22 protein-coding genes are annotated in these 25,168 nt (G+C 46.9%); 5 read left to right on the top strand and 17 right to left on the bottom strand.

The features are described from left to right. The 17 genes from Q0224_RS05455 to glmU all read right to left on the bottom strand — a co-directional run. The coding region (locus Q0224_RS05455; RefSeq protein ID WP_297949726.1) for a hypothetical protein at positions 1–404 on the bottom strand (404 nt) is incomplete at its 3' end. Positions 405–488: 84 nt separating this feature from the next. Further along, a complete protein-coding gene (locus tag Q0224_RS05450; protein ID WP_297949724.1) occupies positions 489–1,883 on the bottom strand; it encodes a cytochrome C in 1,395 nt (464 codons plus the stop codon). Between the two features lie 261 nt (positions 1,884–2,144). Then, positions 2,145–2,711: an AAA family ATPase gene (locus Q0224_RS05445; protein ID WP_005873246.1), complete on the bottom strand. Its 567-nt coding sequence runs from the start codon at positions 2,709–2,711 to the stop codon at positions 2,145–2,147. Between the two features lie 9 nt (positions 2,712–2,720). Continuing rightward, on the bottom strand, positions 2,721–3,413 hold the full coding sequence (locus Q0224_RS05440) for an LrgB family protein (protein WP_295151400.1): 693 nt from the start codon (positions 3,411–3,413) through the stop codon (positions 2,721–2,723). Then, on the bottom strand, positions 3,410–3,868 hold the full coding sequence (locus Q0224_RS05435) for a CidA/LrgA family protein (protein WP_297949722.1): 459 nt from the start codon (positions 3,866–3,868) through the stop codon (positions 3,410–3,412). The genes Q0224_RS05440 and Q0224_RS05435 overlap by 4 nt, the downstream gene beginning before the upstream one ends. 844 nt (positions 3,869–4,712) lie before the next feature. Further along, positions 4,713–4,952, bottom strand: coding sequence for a hypothetical protein (locus tag Q0224_RS05430; protein ID WP_297949720.1), 240 nt, complete (start codon positions 4,950–4,952; stop codon positions 4,713–4,715). A gap of 153 nt (positions 4,953–5,105) precedes the next feature. Beyond that, positions 5,106–6,008: an alpha/beta hydrolase-fold protein gene (locus Q0224_RS05425; protein WP_297949718.1), complete on the bottom strand. Its 903-nt coding sequence runs from the start codon at positions 6,006–6,008 to the stop codon at positions 5,106–5,108. Next, positions 6,002–8,125 carry a TonB-dependent receptor gene (locus tag Q0224_RS05420; protein WP_297949715.1) on the bottom strand — a complete coding sequence of 708 codons (2,124 nt, stop codon included), beginning with the start codon at positions 8,123–8,125 and terminating at the stop codon, positions 6,002–6,004. The genes Q0224_RS05425 and Q0224_RS05420 overlap by 7 nt, the downstream gene beginning before the upstream one ends. 677 nt (positions 8,126–8,802) lie before the next feature. After that, positions 8,803–10,884, bottom strand: coding sequence for a TRAP transporter permease (locus Q0224_RS05415; protein ID WP_297949713.1), 2,082 nt, complete (start codon positions 10,882–10,884; stop codon positions 8,803–8,805). 8 nt (positions 10,885–10,892) lie between these two features. After that, positions 10,893–11,834 carry a TAXI family TRAP transporter solute-binding subunit gene (locus Q0224_RS05410; protein ID WP_291937906.1) on the bottom strand — a complete coding sequence of 314 codons (942 nt, stop codon included), beginning with the start codon at positions 11,832–11,834 and terminating at the stop codon, positions 10,893–10,895. A gap of 233 nt (positions 11,835–12,067) precedes the next feature. Beyond that, positions 12,068–12,814, bottom strand: coding sequence for a tRNA pseudouridine(38-40) synthase TruA (gene truA, locus Q0224_RS10980; RefSeq protein ID WP_366939504.1), 747 nt, complete (start codon positions 12,812–12,814; stop codon positions 12,068–12,070). A 574-nt stretch (positions 12,815–13,388) separates the two neighbouring features. Beyond that, positions 13,389–14,420, bottom strand: coding sequence for an LptF/LptG family permease (locus Q0224_RS05400; RefSeq protein ID WP_297949709.1), 1,032 nt, complete (start codon positions 14,418–14,420; stop codon positions 13,389–13,391). Then, entirely contained in the window at positions 14,413–15,168 is a 756-nt protein-coding gene (locus tag Q0224_RS05395; protein ID WP_297949707.1) for an A24 family peptidase, read from the bottom strand. The genes Q0224_RS05400 and Q0224_RS05395 overlap by 8 nt, the downstream gene beginning before the upstream one ends. A 65-nt stretch (positions 15,169–15,233) precedes the next feature. After that, positions 15,234–15,659, bottom strand: coding sequence for a hypothetical protein (locus Q0224_RS05390; protein ID WP_297949705.1), 426 nt, complete (start codon positions 15,657–15,659; stop codon positions 15,234–15,236). 336 nt (positions 15,660–15,995) lie between these two features. After that, positions 15,996–16,673, bottom strand: coding sequence for a polyprenyl diphosphate synthase (gene uppS / locus Q0224_RS05385; RefSeq protein WP_297949703.1), 678 nt, complete (start codon positions 16,671–16,673; stop codon positions 15,996–15,998). A 3-nt stretch (positions 16,674–16,676) separates the two neighbouring features. Then, positions 16,677–17,858 (bottom strand): bifunctional phosphopantothenoylcysteine decarboxylase/phosphopantothenate--cysteine ligase CoaBC, encoded by a 1,182-nt coding sequence (gene coaBC, locus Q0224_RS05380; RefSeq protein ID WP_297926627.1) that lies wholly within the window; start codon positions 17,856–17,858, stop codon positions 16,677–16,679. Next, on the bottom strand, positions 17,851–19,152 hold the full coding sequence (gene glmU, locus Q0224_RS05375) for a bifunctional UDP-N-acetylglucosamine diphosphorylase/glucosamine-1-phosphate N-acetyltransferase GlmU (RefSeq protein ID WP_297949700.1): 1,302 nt from the start codon (positions 19,150–19,152) through the stop codon (positions 17,851–17,853). The genes coaBC and glmU overlap by 8 nt, the downstream gene beginning before the upstream one ends. 150 nt (positions 19,153–19,302) lie before the next feature. Between glmU and Q0224_RS05370 the strand changes: the two genes are divergently transcribed. The 5 genes from Q0224_RS05370 (at position 19,303) to Q0224_RS05350 (ending at position 25,093) form a co-directional block, all read left to right on the top strand. Further along, positions 19,303–20,172: an EamA family transporter gene (locus Q0224_RS05370; protein ID WP_297949698.1), complete on the top strand. Its 870-nt coding sequence runs from the start codon at positions 19,303–19,305 to the stop codon at positions 20,170–20,172. A gap of 64 nt (positions 20,173–20,236) precedes the next feature. Then, on the top strand, positions 20,237–21,421 hold the full coding sequence (locus tag Q0224_RS05365) for an efflux RND transporter periplasmic adaptor subunit (protein WP_297949696.1): 1,185 nt from the start codon (positions 20,237–20,239) through the stop codon (positions 21,419–21,421). Positions 21,422–21,442: 21 nt separating this feature from the next. Continuing rightward, positions 21,443–23,371 carry a MacB family efflux pump subunit gene (locus Q0224_RS05360; protein WP_297949694.1) on the top strand — a complete coding sequence of 643 codons (1,929 nt, stop codon included), beginning with the start codon at positions 21,443–21,445 and terminating at the stop codon, positions 23,369–23,371. Positions 23,372–23,384: 13 nt separating this feature from the next. Continuing rightward, entirely contained in the window at positions 23,385–24,743 is a 1,359-nt protein-coding gene (locus Q0224_RS05355) for an efflux transporter outer membrane subunit (RefSeq protein WP_005873225.1), read from the top strand. Continuing rightward, positions 24,740–25,093: a hypothetical protein gene (locus tag Q0224_RS05350; protein WP_297949692.1), complete on the top strand. Its 354-nt coding sequence runs from the start codon at positions 24,740–24,742 to the stop codon at positions 25,091–25,093. Before Q0224_RS05355 ends, Q0224_RS05350 begins: the two co-directional genes overlap by 4 nt. The last annotated feature ends 75 nt before the right edge of the window (positions 25,094–25,168 follow it).

The raw sequence follows: 25,168 nt of genomic DNA, 5'->3' as shown, positions 1-25,168 counted from the left end.
ATCGACTCCTCGGCGTTTACGCGGGTACCATACATCTCGATCCCGCCGATACCTCGCGGCGCGCGCGGCTTTCCGAGCGTGCAGAGCATTCTGTCCTCAAGCTGCTTTGGCATAGCGTTTTTGATGAAGCTTAGCCAAAAGAGTCGGTGTCTTATGCCCTCGGGAGTTAGCACCAGATCGAGTTTATCGCCCACGAGCCCCGTCATAAAATATGGCTCGGCAAGGCAGATACGAAGCTTCTCGTCGGTCTTTTGCATCGCCTTTTCAAACTCTTTTGCCGTCAGATCAGCCTTGATCTCATCTATCACGCCGCTAAATTCCGCCCAAAATTTATCTACCCTGCCCGCGAACGTGCTCGGCTCCTGCGCTTTCTCAGCCTTTTTGCTCAAACCGAATAATCCCATAATCTCTCCTTTAATTAAATTTAAACGCAATTATAGCTTAATTTTTTGCGCGGGCTCGGGGCGCAAATTTTAAAAGCCCCGCCCTCATGTGCACTGAAAGCAGCCGCCCAAAACCTCGCATTTCTCACAGATCTGCACGTATATGACCCCCTCGCCCTGTACCAGCTCGCCGAATGGGATCTGCGCTAGATGCTTCATCGTCCCGCCGCAGCTAGAGCAGCTCAGATACTCGGCGTCCTGCACCCACTGCGGATAGCCGCCCACGGTCACGTCAAGCTCGTCAAAGCAGCCGTAAAATGGCGATACTTCGCCGCCTAGCTTAAATTTCATACCGCTCAGCCGCGCCATATCCTGCTGCGAAAAGTAGCTCTTCTCCATCCCTTCGCTCTCGCAGCGCATCTGCGGCTCGCCGTCCGCGCCGCATTTGCAAAAATATATTACCGAACCGACGCAGGTCGGGCAGCAGCGAAAGATCGCGTCGTGCTTTAAATTTAGAAACGCAAGCCGCGGCTCAGATGCTTTTAGACGCAGCATATCGAGCATCTCGCAGCCGCAAAACTCGCACTTTTGCCCCGTAGGTCTGCCGATACGTACGGGCTCATCCGCGTTTTGGTTCGCGCCTTCGCAGCTGGCGTTCTTTGCATTTTCGCTTAAATTTAAACCGCTGCTAGCGTCTTTTTGCGCGTCTGATTTGAAATTTGCGCGCTCGTTCCGCAAGATCGCGTCTTCGCCCATGCCTGTGCGAGCACTCTGCGCGCCCGCGTATAAATTTGAAATTTCGCTTGCGTCTTTTTGCGCATTTTGTTCGGAATTTGCGCCGCTCGCGCCGCCTTTGAAATTTAAAATTTCGCTCGCGCTTTCATCTCCGAGCCCGCTCGCGCGCTCGCCGTTTTTCTCCGCGCTATCTTTTACGCGCACTGCTGTGAGGCATTTATCAAAAACGAGCGATTTTCGCTCGCCCATCCGATCAAAGCTCCAACCGCCGATTTGCGCGTAAATTTCAGTGCCCGCGTAGAGCTTTTGGCGCCACGGCTTCGGGTTTTGATACAGCTCGTAAAAAAGCCGCGTCGTCTGTTCGTCGCCCTGCCACGCAAGCGAGCACAGAAGGTCGTTTAGAGTGTTTTTGGAGTTATCTTGTAGCGAGTCTAGTTTTGCTATGAGCGCGTCTCTTACATCCTTAGGCGCGCCGAAGTAGAGTTCGGGCGGATAGTAGATCTGCTTCGCCGCCGCAGCTCGCGCGATCCTTGGATCGTGGATATCCAGCAGGCTAAAAAGCGCCCAAAAATCGTTGTAAATCTCATCCCATTTTTCGATCTCGTCGATTCGGTCTACGATTTTTAGGATCATCGCCTCCACTTCGTCCGCGCTTAGGTTTAAAATCTCCTCCCGCCTCTGCCTTTGGCGACACGAGTGGCAAATGCCGTCGAAATATATCGTGTTTTCGCCGCATTTTGGGCATAGATGGGCTTTGCTTTGCATCTTATCTCCTTAAATTTGGATTTAAATTTCGTCAAATTTTAGCTAAATTTTGCTGATTTTCGGTGAGTAGGCGCGGTTTAGAATTTAATGTCGCATTGAACGAGAGACTTTATAATACAGCTAAATGCGTCATTTACAAATGGAATTCAAGCTGAAAGAGATGTGAATTTTAAATTACAATAGAAGTAGGGTGGGTTTGCGAGATCAAGTGGAATTCATCTTCGAAAAGACAAATTCCACTTTTGTGCTCTTAGGCGCAAATCACTTTTCAATGTGATGTTTGACTAGATACTCGATGATATTTACCGCATTATCGATGCCGCAATACGACGTGTCGATGCAGATATTGTAGTTTGCGGACGCGCCCCAGACTTGGTTGGTGTAGTATTGATGAAAGCTCATCCTGCCTGCATCGCTGTTTTCCATATACTCGCGCGCGTCGGTATGACCCTCTTTTTCTAATCTGGCGAGCTTAAACTCATCACTCGCGCGTAAAAATACCGTCAGCAGATCCGGATGTCCGCGCAAGAAAAACCCGGCGCAGCGCCCAAGCACTATAACGTTGCCGCCCGAGACGATCTTTTCGTAGATTGCTACGATGCGATCGCGCTTCTGCTCATTGGCTAGCTCGTTGTGCGATATTGCCTGAAGTAGCGTATTTACGGGCATTTCGTTGTAGAACTCATACATCTGCTCGAAGCAGCCAAGCTCGTCTGCTTTGCGGAGCAGATCCGCCTTGGCTAGATAGGTGTAGCCTAAGCGCTCGGCTAGTTTGCGCGCGGTTTCGCGCCCGCCTGCGCCCGTTTGTCTAGCGATCGAGATTATCATATTTTCTCCTTAGATGAAATGTGCAAAAATACCGGCACCGATGACGGTAAGAAGTCCCGTAACTGCCATTGCTAAAGACGCCATCGCGCCCTCTACGTCACCGATCTCAAGAGCGCGCGCCGTTCCCATCGCATGGCTCGCGCAGCCTAGGGCGATACCTTTTGCCATCGCCTTTTTTATGCCAAAAATTTTAAGTAGCGCCTCGCCAAATACGCTACCGATGATACCCGTAGCGATGATGCAGGCCACCGTTAGTGTCACGATGCCGCCTAAGCTTTCGCTGATACCCATACCGATTGGCGCCGTGACGGATTTCGGTAGTAGCGTGACATACATTGTGTGATTTAGCCCAAATATCACCGACATGGCGTAGATGCTGCCTAGCCCTGCGATCATACCCGAAATCAGTCCTGCAAAAATAGCTAAAAAATTACTTCGCAAAAGCGCCAGCTGCTCGTATAGCGGCACGGCTAGACAGACGGTAATCGGCGTTAAGAAAAAGCTAATGTGCGAGGCGCTCGCGTTAAATTTTTCGTATGGAATTTTAAAGATTAAAAGCACGCAGACGGTAAGCACGATACCGATTAGAAGCGGGTTGAAAATCGTTAGCTTAAAGCGCTTTTTTAGATAAAGTCCCAGCTCAAACGAGCCTAGACACAAAAATACGCCGAAAAAAGCGGAGTTCATTAAAATTTCTCTCATTTTTTATCGTCTCCGGATAAAATTTCGCGCTCCAGCTTCGCATCCACACCCTTTGTATTCACGCCGTCTTGTTCGTGCGCGGCTGCGTAAAGCCTGCGCTTAACGCGGGCGAGAGCGATTTTATAAAAAATTTGCGTTACCGCGCCGCTTGCACCGATGACTACTACCGTAGAGACCGTCGTAATCACGATGATTGCGAAAAGATGCTGGCGTAGCGCGTCGCCTGCGATGATGATCGCGGCGCCCGCCGGGATGAAGATCACAGGCATAATCTGCATAAAAAACGACACGGTTTCTCTGATCTGCGATACTTTGATGAGTTTGAAGATCAGGGCTAAAAGCATAATGACTAGCCCGTAGATGCTAGCGGGGATCGGCACAGGCACGAGCGCCGCCAAAATCTCCGCAACAAAAGATATTCCTAAAATCACGCTGAATTGGATTAAGTAGTTCAAAGCTTACCTCGGATTAAAATTTAGCGCTAAATTTAGCACTTTGCAGTTAAAATAGATATTAATCTTGCGGATTTTGGGCGAAATTTTGCGGCAAAATTTAAAATTTTGATCGCAAGCAGGAGTGAGATTTCACTTCTAAAATTTCAAATTTTAATCGCTAATTTGTCGCCGCTTGAGTGAATTTTGATTGGAATTTAAAATTTGGAGCCGCCGATTAAGCTATCTGCGAGCCAGCTGCGTGAATGAAATTTTATACACAATTCTACGCCGAACTCTGCTCCCAACTTCACGGCGCAAAAACACATCGCGTGGAGTAGCCAGGCGCACATTGGGTAGTACGAGTCGTGTGGAAGCTGTGTGAGCTGATGCAATCGTGCGGTAAATTTTAAAATTCCTGCGAGAGAGCGTTTAAATTTGAGTTAAATTTCGGTGAATAAACAAGCGCGCTTAATTTTAAAGAACGGGCAAGCGAGTGCTTAAATTACGAAGTTCGCGCCGCTCGAGTTTAAATTTCACGATCCGCGTCTCGCGGATATGGGTGCCGTCGTTACTAAATTTTACGGCTCCGTTAAAATTTAATGCCGCGTAAGACACGCCGCTAGCAAATTTTGCGGCGGGCGCGGTCGTATGAGCGACGGCTCGTTTTAGCCGGCTCGAAATCCACGTGTAGCAAATGACAAGTGCGGCGCGAATGCCATGCGCAGCGTATTTTAAAGGCTGGGAGCGGCCGCGGCTCGCAGTACGATCAGCGTCGCAGTGCAAAGCCGAATTAAATAAAATTTCAAAAACCGATTTAGCGCCGCCACCCGAGCAAAAAGCACAGGCAAATCCCACGCGCAAAACCCTACCCTAGCTCGATTTTGACGCCGAGAGCTTTGCAGACTAGATCAAAAATTTCAATATCGACGTTGGGCGCGTATTCGTCCAAGACCGCGTAAACTTCGGCGCGCATATCCTCGTCGTGCCCCGGGTGCGCGCGCGAATACAGCTCGTCCGTGCGGCGCACGAGCGCGAGATTGTCGATATCTCGCTCGCGCATCGCCTGCTTGAGCCGCTTTGAAATTTGCCATTTGAAACTTTGCATTTTCGCTCCTTTAAATTTGCGCGATACTAGCCAAAAGGGCTTTAAAATTTAATTTCTTAGATCCGGCGACGCGTTTCGGCGCAATCTACGAGCCTGCGCCACTCGGTCCTACGCTTGCAGTTTAGATCAAGGCTTTACCGGCTAAATAGAAGATTATCTTTGCGTAAATAGCGCTAAATCTTGCAAAGCCAATGGGATTACTTCGCCGTGCGAAGCGCCTTCGTAGAGCCTAAACTCGCAAGAAAGCCCCCTTGCTTTTAAAATTTCAGCTAGATCGGCCGCTTTTAAAATTCCTGCTTTATCGGTTTTCCCTTTACGCATTTCACGCGAGCCAGCAACGAGCATTATGAATTTCGCTTTTAAATTTGATCTAAGCTTTCCCTCGTCTAGGGCATCTCTGATCAGCTGTGATTCGCCCCACCACAACGAAGGTGAGGCGATAAAAAACTCGTCGAAAATCCCATCGTCGCGTAGCAAAGCATAAATCCCGAATAGCCCGCCAAAAGAATGTCCGAAGTAAATTTTATCGCTTTTTGCCGTAGAGTATTCTTTCTCCACGAGCGGAAATAGTTCATCTTTTACGAAATCGTAAAATTCTGCTGCGCCGCCGCCGTTTGCATATTCTTCGCCGCTCGCAGCGGGCGTTAAATCTCTCGTGCGACGCTTAATATCATACGCTAGCGGGCTGTCGTATCCGATGCCTACTATAAGGACGGCTTTATTTAATTTAGACCCGGTTTCGACGTTTTCTTTCGCTATATTTGGATCTGCATAAATTTGCGCATAAGAGTTTAAAAGCATAGCAACTTGCGCGTTCGCATCAACCATAAAAACTACCCTATCGTAGCGAGCGACATTTTTTTGGCGAGCTATAAAAATTTTATATTTTTCGCCGTTCTTGCTTTTTAGAATAAAATCGCTCACATTAAACATTTCGCGCGCAGCTCCACTTACCCGCTCAATCTGTTGCGGCGGTTTTGCCCTCAGATCGCAAGCGAATAAGCATAGTAAAAAGAGTGCGTCGAATATCACAAGGAAGTTTTTTAGGCTTACCATTTAGCGTTTACCTTAAACCAAAACCTCCTGCCCTCCTCGGGGTACCAATAGTAATTGCTATCGTCTGCGAGACCCTCGTCGTATCGGACGTTATCAAAGATATTGTAAGCGGTTAAATTTAGGCTCAGATTATCGTTTAAATCGTATTGTGCGCCCAAATCCGTAGTAAAAAGCTTTTTGTCGTTTTTGCTGACTCTATTGCCCGGACCGAATTGCACACTTGTAAGCTCGCTTTCGTAATTAAGACCGATAAAGGTAGAAAGCGGAGCGATAGGCCTATAGCTAAGTGTCGCATGTGCGGCATGCTTCGGAGTAGCGGTCAGGGATTTGCCATCTAGCCTACTAAGATTGGTTTGACTAAATTTAACGGCGCCGTTTGGCGTATAGATCGTAGGATCCCCGGTTTCGATCTCGGAGTGGCTATAGGTGTAGTTCGCCTTGAAATTTAGCTTTTTAGTAATATCGTAATCACCGCTCAGCTCAACGCCGTAAACCTCGGCCCCTTTTATATTAAAATACGTTCCCCAACCCGGGCAATTAACGCTCGGTGCGCCAGCGCAGCCTCCGTAAGCGGGAATCCTATTGATATTGCTGCCATCGGTATCTAAAATTTTATCTTTGAAGTCGTTTTTAAATAGCGTGATATTGCCGCGCAGGTCGTCTGCATTGTCGTAATAAAGCCCGATCTCGTAGGTCGTGCTTTTCTCGGGCTTTAAATCCTCGTTACCGAAATCTATAATCCTCCAGCCGCCCTGAATCGTGCCTACTTCCGGCGAAATTTGATTGACATCTGGAGTTTTATAACCGGTTGCGACGCCACCTTTGATCGTCCAGGTATCGTCTATATTAAACGTCGCGTAGGCTCTGGGTGAAAAGTGGTTGCCGAAGTATTCGTTGTGCGTGAGCCTGCCGCCGAGCGTTAAAAATAGCGTATTTTCCAAAATTTCAATCTCATCCTCTAAAAATCCCGCATGCTCGTTCATAGAAAATCGCTGCGGAGAGCGTAAATTTTGCCTGCTCGCGTTTGAAACGATAAAAGTTGTTCGCACATCCTGTTTGCTAAAATCATAGCCGAAGGTAAGCGTATTTATACCGAGATAAGTCGTAAATTTGGAATTAAAATTTCTATTTTTTACGATTGCGGGAGAAAGGCTATCAAAAATGCTCGTACGGCGAGTCTTATCCCAAAAATAACTTATATCAGCGCTTAAGCTTTCAAACTCACCCAAATATCCGACGCCGTGATTTTCTCTTTTATATTTATAGTGATTTAATCCACGCGCGTTGGGATAAACGGCGGTTTTACCAAGAGTTCTTGAATAATCGTGATTTTGCCTTCCGGTTTGAACGTAAAATTTATTATTTTCATCCGGCGTTAGCCAAAGCTTGGCGTTAGAATCCGATTTATCGCTCTTTTGATAGCCTCCCTTATAGCCGTCCTCGTCGCGCAGCTTTTTATATCCCCACAGCTGAAGCGCCGCATACTGCCCGAAGGGAATATTGACGTAGGCTTCGCCCATCTTACCGTTTCCGATACCCTCGTGATCTTGGATAGTCGTAGATATGGCGGCGCTTCCGCTAAATTTAGAAAAATTCTTTTTCGTAATGATATTTATCACGCCGCCTACCGCATCGCTTCCGTAAAGTGAACTCATAGGTCCTCTAATCACTTCGATACGCTCGATCGCTCCTGCGGGCGGGATAAAATTCGAGTTCATATCGCCTGCTCCGCCTTTTGGGTTCGCCGCCGCAGAACTTACGCGTTTGCCGTCGATAAGCACAAGGGTTTGGGAGCTTTCCATTCCTCTGATGGATATCCCGCTTGCCGGGCCGTCGTCGCCTGCGATGACGCTGACGCCAGGCATTTTATTCGCGATATCGTGCAGCGAAGTGAAGCTGCTGCTTGATATCTCTTTATTATCCAAGGTGGAAATGGAGGCCGGCGCCTGCCTAATATCTTGGCGAAAGCCGCTCGCGCTTACTACGATTTCGCCAAGATTCGTGCTATTTGCGTCACTGCTTAGGTGTGAGCCTTCGACGCCGCATAAAATCGAAACGCTCGCACATATCGATAATGCGATAAATTTCGCCTTTTTAAAATACATATCTTTTTGCATTTTTGTTCCTCTATTTTGAAATTTAATCGCGGATTATAACTCAAAGCGGATAAATTTAATATTAATTATTAAAGTATTTTTATAGAATTAAATTTCACTAATAATTCCCCATTCCATCGATATTTTCATAAAAATTATTTTAAATAAAATACAGCATATAATCAAGAAATTGCTGTAAATAAGTAAAATTTTATAACGCCCGGTCTTAATTATCAAATCGTTTTGAAGAAATTTTGCATAGTTTTTGATTTTATCTGCTTTAAGAATCATTTTCGCTTTTGTGGACGTGTATATTTTAAACTATCGAAGGCATTACAAGCGGCAAGGCAAAAACGGCTTTGCTCTATTGATTTCGTGCATCCTGCGGCTTGCGATAATTATAGACTAGCAATGGGATTAACATGCGATGTTTTTTAACACAGTAGCTTCGTATGAATAAATTTATCTTACTAAGGGACATAATCGCTTCGGCGCAATTTAAAATTTTGAGTAGTTTATATAGGCTGATTTAAATTTAAACTAGATTTATCAGCACGGCACAATCTGCCGAGGTTTTAAATTTAGAGTAAAGAGTCGATTCAAATTTAAAATCCTGGCGCAAGAATGCAAAATAAGAAGATAAAATTTAATAAGACCCCGCAAATTTATCTTAAAATTTAGCGAGATCAAATTTAGATTTACGCCGCAGGCGCGCTATTTTCGGCGTGAGTATCGTCAGAGTCTTTGGGCCTTAGAAGCCACTGCTTTGCAAAGATTAGCACGTAGATCGTAGCGCCGACGCCATAACTTGCGTATTCACTTGGGATAAACTCTATGAATTTCGCGCAGATATTAGGTACCAGCATTAGCGGCGTTACTAGCAGCAATAGCAGGCGCTCTAGTGGATTACATTTTGTTACAAACCAGCCTTGTAGCGAGGAGCTGAAGGCAAACATACCCACGATCGCCGTGGCAAAAATCAGCACGATTTGCAGTGGATCGCTGATCCAAATGATGCTCTTTGAATCCATCGGATCGCCGATGCTTTGGATCAAAAGCAGCTTATTGTTGAAGAAAAACGCAAACGGAAGTACGGCGGTGCGCAGATCGTAAATAAAGCCCTGAAGTCCCACGGTTACCGGATTTGCCTTTGCGATGCCTGCGGCGGCGTATGCGGCAATACCCACCGGAGGGGTATCATCGGCTAAAATTCCGAAATAAAATACGAAAAGATGCACTGCGATCGCAGGGATCAAAAAGCCGTTTTTGCCCGCTAGTATCAAAATCACTGGCGCAATCAGGCTTGAAACGACGATATAATTCGCCGTTGTAGGAAGTCCCATGCCCAAAATCAGGCTCATTATCGCAGTCATCAGAAGTATCAGCACTATGCTATTTCCCGCGACCGCCTCCACGAGCTCTGAAAGAACCTGTCCCAGCCCGGTAAGCGAGATCGAGCCGATGATGATGCCCGCTAGCGCGGTAGCTACGGCTACCGTGACCATGTTTTTAGCAGCGCCCACCATAGCCCAAAAAATATCGACAAAACCGACAATAAAATCGGACTTGCCAACCTTTTCGCCAAATATCGTTTTCTTAGCGGGCTCTTGTACGATCATTATTAAAAATAGCACGCAAATCGAGTTAAACGCCGCAGATATCGCACTTTCTTTTAGAATCAATAGAGTAAAAAGAAGCACCAAAATCGGTATTATGTAATGAATGCCACTAAATATAATTTTTAGCTTTGAAACCTTGGCGTAATCGCGGCTGCCGTGAAGTCCCAACTTGCAGCTTTCCAGATGCACGATAAAAAATAACCCCGCGTAGCAGACAAAGGCGGGGATCACCGCCGCGATCATTACGTTGGTGTAGCTCATGCCTAAAAATTCCGCGATGATAAACGCCGCAGCGCCCATGATAGGCGGCATAAGCTGCCCGTTTACGCCTGCTGCGACCTCGATAGCGCCCGCTTTAGTGGCGGTAAGCCCCGCTTTTTTCATTAGAGGGATCGTAAAGGTACCCACCGTCACGACGTTTGCGGTCGAACTACCGCTTACCATGCCAGTTAGTCCGCTAGCGATTACGCTAGCCTTGGCGGGTCCTCCGCGAAAGCGACCTAAAATCGCAAACGCTACGTTTATAAAATACTGCCCCGCTCCGGCTCGCTCCAAAAGCGCGCCGAATAGCACGAACAGATAGATGAAGCTGGTGCTGACCCCTACCGGCACGCCGAATACGCCCTCTGTCGTTAAAAACATATGCCCTGCAAGCAGTTCAAAGCTTGCGCCGCGGTGCGCGATGATATCGGGCATATAAGGACCGAAGTAGCAATACAGAAGAAAGGTAAAAGCGATAATGCCAAGCGCGGGCCCCATCATACGACGACCCGCCTCAAAAAGGATAAAAATACCTATAAAGGCTGCTACAATATCTCTGGTTAGATAATTTCCCGGACGCTGCGCTAGCCCGTTAAATTCTATCGCAGGATACAAGATTGCGGCGACTCCGACGATTAATAAAATATAATCGTAAAACGGGATATAAAAATGCGCCTTAGAGCGCGGGCGAAATGGAAAAAGCGAAAAAATTATAAAAACAGCGAACGCCAAGTGGATCGAGCGCGCGATATTCGTATTTAGCGTAAAATACGCGATATAAAGCTGAAAGACCGACCACGCGAAGCAGACCAGCGTCACGAGCCAGAAGAGCTTTTTAGAGGTAAATTCTCTACTTTTTACCTCTAAAACCTGCTCGTCGTTTTGTGTAGATTTCTCCATCAACTAGCCTATTTCAGCAGTCCGGCTTCTTTATACACCGCCTCTGCCGCAGGATGAAGCGGCGCACTAAGCCCCTCTAAAAGAGATTCTTTGCTTACCAAATTTAGCGCAGGATGTAGCTTTTTATACTCGTCAAAATTATCAAGTATAGCTTTAACTACCGCCCTAACCGCTTCGTCGCTTTGGCTAGCGTCAGTTACGAGTACAGCCTTTACGCCGATAGTCTGCGTATCGTGATCTACCCCGTCATACATTTTTGCAGGTATCACGCCTTTGGCAAAATATGGATATTTTTCTAGAATTTTTTTAATATGCTCATCGTCGATGCTAACTAAGTCGATAGGAAGCGAAGTCGCCGCATCAGTGATATTTGCGGTCGGATGTCCTACGACGTAGAAGTATCCGTCGATCTTCTTATCTTTTAGCGCCATAGGGCATTCTTGCGCGGTTAAGACACCGTGCTGGGCGAGCTTTTTAAGATCGAAGTCGTAGTTTTCAAAAACTATCGTGCTGGTTAACTCGTTGCCGCTGCCTGGGTTTCCGATATTGATCTTTTTGCCCGCAGCGTCGCCGTAGGCTTTGATACCGCTCTCCTTAGAGACGACGAAAGCCAAAAGCTCCGGATAAATCGAAATTACGGAGCGTAAATTTTTATCCGCCGCGCCTTGAAATTTGCCCGTACCGTTGTATTTATCATAGACGACATCGCTTTGAACGAAGCCGAAATTTAGCTCTTTTTTAAGCACGTTATTGACGTTATATGTCGAGCCGCCCGTCGATTGCACAGAGCATTTCATATTTTTATCCATATTTACCAAGCGGCAAATCGCGCCGCCTACCGGATAATAGGTGCCGGTCATACCGCCGGTGCCGATATTGATGAACTCCTTAGCGCCTGAAACGCTAGCTAGTAAGGCCAAACCGGCCAAAGCAACAGAAAATTTTTTCATCTTTGCTCCTTTTTGAGTTAAAAGTTTAAAAGTATTGCTAAATTTCTATAAAATTCTAATAAAAATAGATCGAATTTCGCGCAAATTTACGATTTTACACATTGCGGCGCAGGTGATTTAATATCAAAGTAGGGTGGCGATCTACTCTCATATGCAGAATTTTACCGCGATAAAATTCTAAGCTTGAAATCCAAACGCCCGTGGATAAAATTTAACGCTATAAATTTCAAGTCTTAATAACTCACGCCGCTAAGATACAGCCCGTTTGGCGGAAAGGGGATTCTGCTAAGCGCTCGCGAGAAGCTGATCTTGCGCCCGCTCTGCACGGATTTTAGGGCGTTTGCGACCATCAGCCGCACCTGCGCTCGCAAAAATCCATTGGCTTTAAAATTTATCAAGGTTAAATTTCTAAAAGAGTAGGCGCGCGCGACGTAGAGCTCGCGCACAGGGCTTTTTATGTCGCTGCCGCTTTTCATAAACTCGCTAAAATCGTGCTCGCCGACGAAATTTGCAAGCGCAGCATTGAGCGCGGCAAGATCCACGCGCGGATAAAACACGCAAAACTCGCTAAGAAAGGGGCTTGGACGTCCATGGTTTAAAACGTAGCGATAGCATCGCGCCACGGCATCGTAACGCGGATGAAAATCGCGCGGCACCGGGCTGATGTGTTGCACAAAAATATAGGGTGCGCAGTGGCGGTTTATGAGCTCTTTTAGACGCGGCAGCTCCCAGTGCATGGTGCATTCGACGCAGCTTACCTGGCGCAGCGCATGCACCCCTTTATCTGTGCGCGAGCTGCTAATTAGCGGCGCAAAGATCCCCACGCGCCCCAAAGCCGCGCGTAGCACGTTCTCGACGCCGCGCCCGTGAGGCTGAGACTGCGAGCCGCTAAATTTCGAGCCGTCATAGGAATAGACGAGCTTGAGCTTTACGTGCTCGGAGTTTGCGCTCGCTGCAAAGGTACACGCATCTGCAGGGATATTTGGCGTGGCGCTTATTTTGCCGATGTGCGCAAGCTCGCTCGCTATGAAGTCGCTTGCAGGCGCGCTTTCAAGAATATTTTTGAGTTCGGACGCGCTTGCGAGGGTGTTTGCGGAAATACCCGCTTTGTAGGCGGCATCTGCTTTGAGAGAGTCTGCGGCGCGGTCGTCTGCGCGCACGGTCGTATAAATTTCCTCTGCGCTTACCGCACAAATATCCAAAGCGGCGGTATCGGCGGAATTTTTACGGGCGGAATTTAAATTTGTCGCACGCGCAGCCTTTTTAGCGGAAACGGCGTCCGAATTTCGCTCGAAATTTTCGTGATTCAAACCGCAATCGGGCACAGTATAGGTAGCCGTATCGCTCGCCGAGCTCGCGATGGCGGAATTTTTAAAATTTGAAAACCCGTCGTTTAATATCAAAACCTGCTCGCCGTTTTGCGCTTCATGCTTTAAATTTACGCCACGCAAAATTTTAGACGCGCTAGGCTCGCTCGCCGAAATTTTATCCGCTAAATTTCGAGCGGACGAGCTTTCGTTTAAAATTTCGCCGTCGCAAAGCTCGGAGTCTTTTTCAGTATCTCGGGGCAATTTTGATCCTGTAGTATAGCAGCGAGCCGATAAGCGTAACGCCGAATGTCACCGGAAGCGCGATGCTTGGGTATTTAGAGAGCAACATGATCATCGCGAAGTAGCTAAAAAGCACGCCGAAGATCCCCGCGTAAACGAAGCCCTTTTCGTAGCGATAGGTCACAATGCCGAGGCTTAGCGCAAACAGAAAGCTCGCCAGCGGAAAGAGCGAGACGAGGGTGTAGATGCTAAATTCTTTCCTGCGCTTCTCGCTGCCGCCCATATCGCTCCAGTATCCGATCACGTCGCCTCCGCCGCGGATATTGCGGTCGCTTTGCGTGCGCAGGGTTAGGCTTTCAAACTCGCTTACGTGCCACTGATCGCTGCCCATCGTGTAAATTTTGCCGTCGTGCAGCATCGCCGAAAAGCTCGCGTTTTCGTTTTTAAACTCGCCGCTACGCGCTACGATCATCCGCTCGTGATCCTGTGAGCCACCTGGATTATACAGCACGAGATCCTTATACAGCGTGCTTGTGCCGTTGTTTTCCTGCGAGTCGATAAAAACGAGCCAGTCGGAGAATTTCTGCCCGAATTCGTTGGATTTGATATTTAGCGTCGCGCTAATTTTTTTGTAATCGATGAAATTGTCCTTTAAATTTTCGGCTATCGGCATCATAAAAAGCGATACGAAAAGTAGCGCCAAGGAACACAGCGCGGCGCTTATGCCAAAAAATAGCGCGATCTTGCGCGTGGCGTAGCCGATGGTAAATATTACTATGGTTTCGTTCTCTTTAGATAGCCTAAAAAGGGAGATGCTAAGCGCTACGAAAAACGCGATCGGCACCGTAAATATGAGGATGCGCGGCAGCATGAAAAGATAGAGCTTAACTAGCTCTGAAAAATTTATCTCGATAAACGACGTAATGCGCGCGATCTGAAGGAAAAATACGATCGACATTATGATAAAAAGCGTGCTAAAAAGCGACGCGAACGAGCCGACAAAATTGCTAAATAAATAGCGCTGCACCCTATCCATAAATGACGTCCAAGAGCCTTAAAATTTGATCTCTAAAAATAAAAGTAAGAAGTAGCCCCATCGATAAAAACGGCACGAACGGTAGCTCGTAGCCTCTTTTGTGCGCGATGAGATATGCAGGCAGCGTCAAAATCGCGCCAATGTAGATCGAGATACCGCCCAGCTTCCAGCCCAAAATCGCCCCCATAACGCCCGCGATAAAAATATCCGCGCTTCCCATCGCTTCGCGCTTTAGCACGAAGGTGACGATGAGGCGCAGCACGAAAAATATCGCCGCGTATCCCGCCGCCGCGCCCACGCCGCTAAGATCAAAATCATACATCAGCGTATAAGCAAGCGAAAGCGCCGTAACTACGTAAAGAAGGCTCTCAGGCACGGCTTTATACTCAAAATCGATCGCCGAAAGCGCCATAAGCAAGATGAAGCAAAGCCCTAGTACCACAGCTTTTGCAATATCGGGCTCGCCGAAATACGCCGCAAGCGCAAGCGCGCCGCCTAAAAGCTCGACGATCGGGTAGCGGATCGAAATTTTGGTTTTGCAAAAGGCGCATTTGCCGCCCAAAAAGAGCCACGAAAGCAGCGGGATATTGTGGTAAAATTTTAAAGCGTGAGAGCATTTCGGGCAGTGCGAAGCGGGGAAATTTACGCTCTGTCCGCGCGGCAAGCGGTAGATCAGGACATTGCAAAACGAGCCTACGCAGGTGCCGAATACCGCAAAAATCACGCCGTAAACGATATTTAAATCCATCTTTTTCCTTTGGAGCTTTAACTTTTTAAAATTTAATCAAACGCTCTATGGTAGCGAGAAATTTCTTAGTTTTCATTGATTTTTTGCCTCTCATAAGGGAAAAATTTTACGAAAATCGCCGCCGCGCCTACGCAAAATAAAATAGCTATTAGCCCCGCGATTAGCGGTTCGCCCCATGCCCCATATAATCCGCCGAAAATCAAAAATCCCGCCACTAGTATCACGGCGTCCAAAAGATCAAAGTTCAAAGTATCTACGATCCATAAAAACATGATATATGCGCCTATCCCGCTGCCTGCGGATGCTAAAATCCCCATTTTATCGGGGATGAGGGCAAACGCTAGCATAAAAAACAGCAGCAGGCAAATATAGACCGCCGGTATAAATTTCTTTGGTTTTTTATACACGCTGCCGCATCTTGGGCATCTTAGAGTTTTCATCGGCTTTTTGGTAAGTTTTTTGCCGCAACCACATTGTATGTAGTAGCTCATAGCCCTCCTTTCGCTCTTTGCGCGAACGCGCGGCGTGATTTTTAAAATCCTGCCGCGTAAATTTACCGCGCCTCGTAACACGGCTCGCGCTAGAGCTTTAAATTTAAGCGGGCGAAATTTTAAAATTCTAAAATTTTTAAATTTCGCGGCACCGCGCGCCTACGTAGTTAAAATTTTAAATTTTACAGCGCTGCAAATTAAAATCCTGAAATTTTAAAATTTCAAGGTATCGCGAGCGCCAGCTGATTAAATTTTAAAATTTACTGCGTCGCAGGGCGGTTCTGCAAATTAAAATTTTAAAATTTAAAGCGACCGTTAGAGCGACTGCGCCGCAGCTTAAAGACCGCCGAAGCGGCGCTGTTTGCGGCGGAAATCATCCACTATGCGCGCAAGCTCCTCGCGCCTGAAATCCGGCCACAGCGTAGGCGTAAACGCAAGCTCGGCGTAGCTTGCTTGCCAGAGTAAGAAATTCGACAGCCGCTGCTCGCCGCCCGTGCGCACCAGCAGATCCACGTCGCCGCTGTGCGCGGTATCCAGATGCGCGCCGATGCCCGCTTCGCTTAGTCGCTCGCCGCTTGCAAGCAGCCTCTCGCATGCTCGCACGATCTCGTCTCGCGAGCCGTAGTTGATCGCTAGGTTAAAATTTAGCGCTCGTCCGTTTTGGGTTAAATTTGAAAGATATTCTATCTCGCTTCGCAGATCGCCCTCAAAAGCCGATATATCGCCGATCGGATAGAATTTTATCCCATTTTGGATAAATTTTTCGCGGCGCGAGATTAGGAATTTTTGAAGCAACTTCATCAAAAATTCCACTTCGCTTTTCGGACGTTTCCAATTTTCGGTGCTAAAGGCGTAGAGCGTGAGGTTTGCGATGCCTTCGTCGATGCAAAACTCGCAGATCTGCTCCACGACCTCCGCGCCCGCTTCGTGCCCGCCGGTGCGCAGCAAACCGCGCTTTTTCGCCCAGCGCCCGTTGCCGTCCATCACGAGGGCTAGATGATTTAGGCTATTCACGGATCAGATTTTTTTCAGCTCAGCCGCGATTTTTAGGGCGACTTCGTCCTTCGGCGCGGTGTCGATCACGACCTGATCGTTTTTCGTGATGAAGGTGACCTTAAGGACGTCGCCGCCGAGCTTGATGATGTCGTCCAGTACGTTTAGGCATACGGCGTCGAGATGCTTTTCGTTTAGCATGCGTTTAGCCTCGCCGACGGCGTTTTCGCGGTCGGTTTCGAGTTTAAAGCCTACTTTTTTGATATTTCCGCGCACGGAGCTTAAGATATCCTCGTTTTCGCCCAGGCGTAAATTCCAAATTTCGCCGATCTCCGCTTTTTTCACCTTATCTTTGTAGCGCACCTTCGGCGAGTAATCGCTTACCGCGGCAGCCATTATCAAATACGCGCCGTCTGGGAATTTTGTGCTGTCAAGCGCCGATTTTAGCCCGATAGTGCTTTCAAATTTAACGAGCTTGTACGGTAAATTTTCATATTCGTTGCTAGAAATCAGCGTCACGTCCGCGCCTAGGTAAAACAGCGCGTCGGCAATCGCTTTGGAGGTTTTGCCGCTGGAGAAATTCGTAATGCCGCGCACGCTGTCGATCTTTTCGATCGTGGCGCCTCCGGTGATGATGACGGTTTTATCCTCCCAAAATTTATCGTTGTAAAGCGCGCGCTTTAGCGTCTGCATTATCGCCTCGGTGCTCGCTAGCCCGCCCTTGCCGGTGTCGCCGCAAGCTAGGGTTTTTTCTATCGGATCCACAAAATACGCATTGACGCTTGCTTTTAGCATATCGATGCAGTTTTTTGTGATATTGTTTTCAAGTAGCGCGGGATTTGCGGCAGGCGCGATAACTACCTTGGCGTGAGCGAAAGCCGCGTTTAGCACCTCTAAAAATACGTTGTCGCAGACGCCCCACGCGAGCTTGTTTATCGTATTTGCCGTCGCAGGCGCGATCAAAACTAAATCCACCTTGGAATAAGTGATGTGGTTGATACCCGCCTGCCAGTTTTCGTTAGCTTTGCAAAGTACTGGGTGATCGCACAGTGCCTCGAATGCCTTGTAACTGACAAACTCCTGCACGCCGTCGCTAAGCGCGACATAGACGTCGAAATTCGACTTTTTCAGAGCGGATAAAATTTCAAACGCTTTGTAAAAACTGATACTCCCGCAAACCGCCAGTAAAACCTTTTTCTTACTCATCTTCGCTCCTAAAAAATTTATGGAAAAACCCATCTTTGTTGATTTGTTTGCTTCGGCTGATCGCCAGCGCGCCGCTTGGAACGTCGCTCGTAACCGTCGTGCCCGCGGCGATTATGACGTCGTCGGCTATCCGCACGGGCGCTACAAGCTGCGTGTCCGAGCCGATAAAGACGTTTTTGCCGATTATCGTTTTGTATTTTTTCTTGCCGTCGTAGTTGCACGTAATCGTGCCGCAGCCGATATTGCTGCCCTCATCGATCTCGCAATCCCCAAGATAGCTTAAATGCCCCGCCTTGATCTTGTTTACTTTCGCGTTTTTAAGCTCGACGAAATTTCCGATATGGGTGCCTATAACCTCGCATTTTGGGCGCAGATGCGCCATCGGACCGATGTCGGAATTTTTTACGACGCTATCTTCGATGACGCAGCCGCTTTTGATGAGCGAGCTTTCGATCACACAAGGACCGATGATGCTTACGTTTTCTTGCAGCTCGCACTCGCCGATAAATTTTGCTCTGCTATCGATGTAGATGCTTTGCGGCAGGCGCATCAAAACGCCTTGCTTCATCAAATTTTCTTTGATCTCGTTTTGCATTAAATTTTCGGCGATGCTGAGGGCAAATTTATCGTTTATCCCCATGAAATTTTGCTCGTCCACCCACACGGCGACGCATTTTAAGCCCATATCTTTGGCGATTTTGATCGCGTCGGTGAGGTAGTACTCTTTTTGCGCGTTATCTGGTTTGATCTGCGGCAGAATCTGTTTCAATGCCTCGCTTTTGAAGCAGTAGCAGCCTGCGTTTGCGTCTTTTACCGCCTTTTCTTCCTCGTTTGCGTCCTTTTGCTCGACGATCTTTAAAATTTCGCCGCCGCGAGTAATTACGCGGCCGTATCCGAATGGATCGCGCGCGCTAAAAACGCTTAAATTTACTTCCGCATCCCCCTCGCAGAGTTTGCGAAGCTCGGCGCTTTTTACCAAAGGCATATCGCCGCAGATTATGAGCGTTTTGGCTCCGCGGATTTCGACCTCTTTTAGCCCGCCCGCAGTGCCCGGAAAGCGCTCGTGATCTTGTTTGTAAATTTTAGCGTTTGGGAACTGCGCTAGAACCGCGCTTTTAACCTCGTCGAATTGGTAGTGTAAAATCACGCTCACGTCGTTTGAAATTTCGTAAGCTTTCTTTAAGATGTGGATTATCATCGGCTCGCCGCAAAGCTCGAAAAGAACCTTGGCTTTTTGCGACTTCATCCGAGTGCCCAGCCCTGCGGCAAGAACTATAACCGAAACGTCGTTCATTTTTACCCTTAAATTTCAAAAATCGGATAATTTTAACACATTTAAAATAAATAAAAACCTAAATTTATGCCGCGCGGGCGAAATTTAAATCCCAAATTCAACTAAAATTTTATAAAATTCCGCCTAAATTTTAAAGCTTAGGCGGACGTTTTGAAAAAACTGATTTTGGTTACTTGTATTTGGGCTTTTAGTTTCTCGCTGATAGGCGAGTTTTTGCGCGGCATAGATAGCGCGTATTTGGCGTTTTCGCGCGTATCATTGGCGCTAATTTGCTTTTTGCCGTTTATGAAATTTCGTGGCGTAAATCCAGCCTTGGCGCTTAAAATTTGCGCCGTGGGCGCCGTGCAGATCGGCGTGATGTATATCTTCTACTACCGCAGCTTTGCGTATTTGAAGGTCTATGAAGTGGCGCTTTTTACGATATTTACTCCGTTTTACGTGACGCTGCTTTACGACGCGCTTAAGCTTAGATTTCGCGCGCTATATCTTTTCAGCGTCGCTGTCGCGGTGCTGGGGGCTTTGGTGATCAAATTCGGCGCGATAAACTCTGAGTTTTTGACGGGCTTTTTGCTCGTGCAAGGCGCAAATTTATGCTTCGGGCTCGGACAGAGCGCGTATAAATTTATGCTGGAGCGCCACGGCTTTAGCGAACAGAAGGAGCTTTTCGGCTACTTTTTTGTGGGGGCTACCGCGGTTACGGCGATTGCTGCGATCGTGCTCGGAGATTTTTCTAAATTTAATCCCAGCTTCTCGCAAGGCGCGGTGATCGTGTATCTAGGAACTGTTGCAAGCGCTCTGGGGTATTTTTTGTGGAACAAAGGCGCGTGCGAAGTCGATAGCGGCGTGCTTGCGATTATGAATAACGCGCTCATCCCTGCAGCGATCGTCGTAAATTTGGTATTTTGGCAAAAGGACGCCGATCTGGCGCGCCTACTTGCGGGCTCGGCACTGATCTGCGTTTCGCTAATTTTACATAAAAAGATCATGAAATTTTACGCCGTGCGCGAGCAAAGAATTTAGTATTTAACTAAAATTTTATATTTTTACATTAGAATTAGCCCTTATTTTATTTGAAGTTAGCAAAATGAAAAAAACCTTGAAATTTATCGTCTCTATCGTACTTATCTTTATTGCGATATATTTCTTATACGGTAAATTTTTTAAGCAAGAAGAGGCGCCGAAAGCTCTTACGACTAGACTTGAAAAGGGCAGTATCAGAGGCACGGTGACGGCTGCGGGAGAGGTTTATGCCAGGGATTTGGTCGACGTGGGCGCGCAGGTAAGCGGACAGATCAAAAAGCTCTACGTCAAAGTAGGCGATAAGGTTCAAAAGGGCGATATGATCGCACAGATTGATTCGGTCACTCAAGAAAACGAGATCGCGCAGCAAAAGGCGCAGCTTCTAATCCACGAAGCAAATTTAGCTTCGGCAAAGATCGCAGCGGCAAACGCCAAAACGCAGTATAACCGCGAGCTTGAGTTGTATAAAAGAAACGCCGCTTCCAAAGAGGCTGTGGAAAACGCCAAAAATAGCGCCGCTTTAAAAGAGGCCGAGCAGAAGCAGATCGAGGCGCAGATCGAGCAGACCAAACTTCAGCTAAGCACCGCAGAGACAAATTTCGGCTATACCAAGATCACGGCTCCGATAAGCGGCACGATCGTTTCCATGCCGGTAGAGGAGGGCAAAACGGTAAATTCCAACCAAACCACGCCTACGATCGTAAAGATCGCCGATCTAAGCAAGATGGAGATCAAGATGCAAATCGCAGAGGGCGATATATCCAAAGTAAAGGTCGGAATGGACGTAGAATACTCCATACTATCGGATCTGGATAATATCAAAAAGGCTAAAATTTACAAGATCGACCCCGGTCTTACCACGCTTAGCGACGGGACGTACGATAAAACCTCTAGCGGTTCGTCCTATTCTTCGAGCAGCAGCGACAGCGCGATCTATTTTTACGCAAAGATGCTCGTAGACAATGAAAACGATTTTTTAAAGATCGGAATGACGACCGAAAACAACATAATCGTAAGCGAAGCGAACAATACGAGCTACCTACCTACTTCGGTTATCAAGCGCGACGGGGGAGGCGATTACGTTACGGTGCTTAACGGCAAAGAGCCTGAGCAGCGATACGTAAAAACGGGCGTCAGCGACGATCTGAATACTGAAATTTTAAGCGGTTTGGATGAAAAAGATGAGGTGCTTATCGCCGACGGAAAAGCCGCGCCGTTAAATATGGACGGGCCTCCGATGGTGTTTTAGTTAAAATTTTATGGTGTAAAGATGCTAGAGCTTAAAGATATAAACAAAAAATTCATTCTCGGCGATAACGAAATCCACGTACTAAAGGACGTAAGCTTAAATATCGAAGCGGGCGAGTTTATATCTATAATCGGGCAATCCGGAAGCGGAAAATCCACGCTGATGAATATAATCGGCTGCATCGATACGCCAAGTAGCGGAAGCTACAAGATCGAAGGTCGCGAGACCGCGAATTTAAGCGGCGACGAGCTTGCGGCGCTTAGAAGTAAAAAATTCGGCTTCGTCTTTCAAAAATATAATCTCATCGCTACGATGGACGCGACCGCAAACGTCTCGCTACCTGCGGTGTATGCGGGCGTAGGGGCGAGCGAACGGACGAAAAGAGCGGTGGAGCTTTTGGATAAGCTGGAGCTTGGCGATCGCACCAAAAATTTACCGAGCAAGCTTAGCGGCGGGCAGCAGCAGCGCGTAAGTATCGCTCGCGCTCTGATAAACGGCGGCGAAGTGATTTTGGCCGATGAGCCCACCGGCGCGCTTGATAGCAAAAGCGGTGAGACGGTGATGCAAATTTTAACGACGCTGCATAAAGAGGGCCACACCATCATCATAGTTACGCATGATGCGCATATTGCGGAATTTGCGGATCGTATCATCGAGATAAAAGACGGTAAAATTTTAAGTGATAAAAGAAAGACGGAACGGGTTTTTGAGCGCAAAAAAGAGCAGATTAAAACTAAAAATTCCTTTATATTTTGCAAAGATCAGCTGATCGAGAGCTTTAAAATGTCGATTAGCGCGATATTTTCGCATAAACTAAGATCGATTTTGACGATGCTAGGCATCATCATCGGCATTGCGTCTGTTATCTGCGTAGTAGCTCTCGGTAAGGGTTCGGAGGAGAAAATTTTATCCGAGATCCGTAAAATTGGCACCAATACGATCGATATCTTTCCCGGTAAAAATTTCGGCGACGTGCGTGCGGGCTTCGTGAGCACCCTTACGATAAGCGATTCTAAAGTTTTGGCGCGCCAGCCCTACGTCGATTATGCCACACCAAATGCTTCTGCAAGCGGTACGGCAACATATGCGAATTTAAGCTCCAAGGCTCAACTGCGCGGTGGTGGCGTGAATTCTTTGGCGGTTAATGGCATAGATATAGAAGATGGTAGAAATTTTAGCGACGATGATATTAAAAATTCTGCCTCTGTCGCGATTATCGATCCAAACACTAAAAAAACGTTTTTTAAAAATTCAGATCCGATCGGTAAGACGATTTTATTTTCGGGTAAGCCACTTAAGATCATAGGAGTTTCGGGCAAGGATAAAAACGCCTTCGGAAGCAACGAAAATTTAAGAATTTACGCGCCGTACTCAACCGTGATGAATAAAATCACGGGCAATCGAAAAATCAGCTCTATCACCATCAAAATCAAAGACGATGTCAATACTCAAGTGGCCGAAGAGAGCCTAACTCAGCTGCTTATCCAAAGACACGGCTCGCGGGATTTTCATACGATGAACGCAGATACTATCAAACAAACAATACAAAGCACTACCGGCACGATGACGATTCTGATCTCATCGATCGCGGTGATCTCACTCGTCGTGGGCGGTATCGGCGTGATGAATATAATGCTCGTAAGCGTCACCGAGCGCACGCGCGAGATCGGCATTAGGATGGCGATCGGCGCGAAGCAATCCAACATTTTGCAGCAGTTTTTGATAGAGGCGATCTTGCTTTGCTCGCTCGGTGGAGCTTTGGGAATTTTAATCGCTTTGGCGCTTGGATTTGCATTTAATACCATAAGTCTCGATTTTGCGATGAAATTTACTACCGCGCCTTTCGTGATCGCCTTTGCGGCGTCGTCTGCGATCGGCATAGTTTTCGGCTATCTGCCGGCAAGAAACGCCAGCAGATTAAATCCGATAGATGCTTTAGCACAAGAATAAACAAGGAGAGAACATGATAAATTCCAAAGTAATTTTAAGCGGCGTTTTAGCTGTTTTTATCGGCGGTTGTGCCTCAAATCAAAGTGAGGTCGAATTTAAACCTGTAGAGCATTTCAAGGACGAAAATGCAAGCTATGAAATCGATACGCTGTGGTATAAAAAATATGGCGAATCATACCTAAATAAGCTTGTAGATCAAGCTCTTGCGAATAACTATGATCTAAAAACAGCGGCTTTAAATGTTGAGAGTGCTTATGCAAATTTAGGGCTAAGTAGGGCTGATCTTTTTCCTACGCTAAGTAGCTCGTGGAGTGCGGGCGCTAATCGCGACATAAGCACCGGCTCGAATTGGAACAAAACCTATAGCTCAGGTTTTAATGTAAGCTATGAGCTTGATCTTTTCGGCAAGATCCGCTCGGCGGTAAATGCCGAGGGCTGGAACGCTAAAGCCAGCGAGTTTGACCTTGAAAATACTCGCCTGACTCTTATAAATTCCGTCGTAAGCGGCTACTTCGAGATGCTTTATTTAAACGATTCCCTAAAATGGACAAAACAGAATTTAAGCGATTACCGAGAGATCGAAAAGATAATCAAGGCAAAATACGATTACGGCAAGTCCGAGCAGCTAGATTACAGGCAGATTCAAAATTCTATTCTAGGGCTTGAAAACAAGGTATTAAGCATTCAAAAAAATATTGAGGATAATCATAAATATATGAGAAATCTCATCTCCTCCAGCTTGCAATTTGATGATAACACAGATTCGATAAATTCCATAGAATTCCAAGGCGTTGATCTAAATGTGCCTTACACGGCGCTTGCTAATCGCCCCGACATTAGAGCTGCGATCGCTAGGTTAAATTCCAGCTTTTACGACGAACAGACCGCTAAGTTAAATTTTTTTCCTAGCGTAAATTTAGGCGCAGGGCTTACTAATGGGCAAGGCGTGAGCGCTAACGATAGCTTCAAGCTAAATTTTTTAAGTGGCAACGTAAGCATAAGTCTGCCGTTTTTGGATTATGCGAGGGTTGAAAACCGCCTTAAAATTTCGGAGATCGCTTTTCGCAAAAACGTCGTAAATTACGAACAGACGCTCTCTAACGCTACTAATGAGGTGCTAAATTTATATAGAATTTACCAGATCAATCTGGCTAGCCTTAAAAATTTAAGCGCTGCTTACGATGAAAAGGCGCGCATTGCCGATCTTTACGCTGCGAAATACGAAGCAGGTTCAAGCGAGCTAAAGGATATGCTAGAAGCCCGCACTGACGCCGTAAATGCTAAGATAAACGAGCTAAATCAAAGATATTTGACGCTACAAAATGAGGCGGCGATCTATCGCGCGATGGCAGGCAAATTTAAACGCAAATGAAAAAGGCTTTGATATTTTGGCTGCTTTGCGGTGCGATATTTGCTGATTCTATGGTACTAAGTGCGCAAGATGACTCAGTAAGCTTTGGTGCCAGCGCTTACGTTGCGAACGATAAACAATCAGAATTTGAGAAAAACCATAATGAAATTATGCTAAATCGTCAAAAAAATGAATTAGATCGGCAAAGCCTGCAAAATAATTTGCAACGTGAATCAAAAGGCCTAGGCGACCACGATGATTTTTCGATGAAAAAACAGCCGATGCAAGATATCAAAGAGCGAAACAATAAAAATGAGAAGGGCTTAAAACTGCGCCGTAAAAAGCTGCAAGTCGACGCTTATCGGCGCTAGGGCTGCTTTTGTTTATCGGTTTTTAAGTAAAGTTTCTATAAAATCTCCGCTTTACATTTTCTTTAAGGAACAGTT

It is taken from the genome of uncultured Campylobacter sp., assembly GCF_938002845.1.
Lineage (GTDB): Bacteria > Campylobacterota > Campylobacteria > Campylobacterales > Campylobacteraceae > Campylobacter_B.
This window is presented reverse-complemented; position numbering and strand designations above follow the sequence as displayed.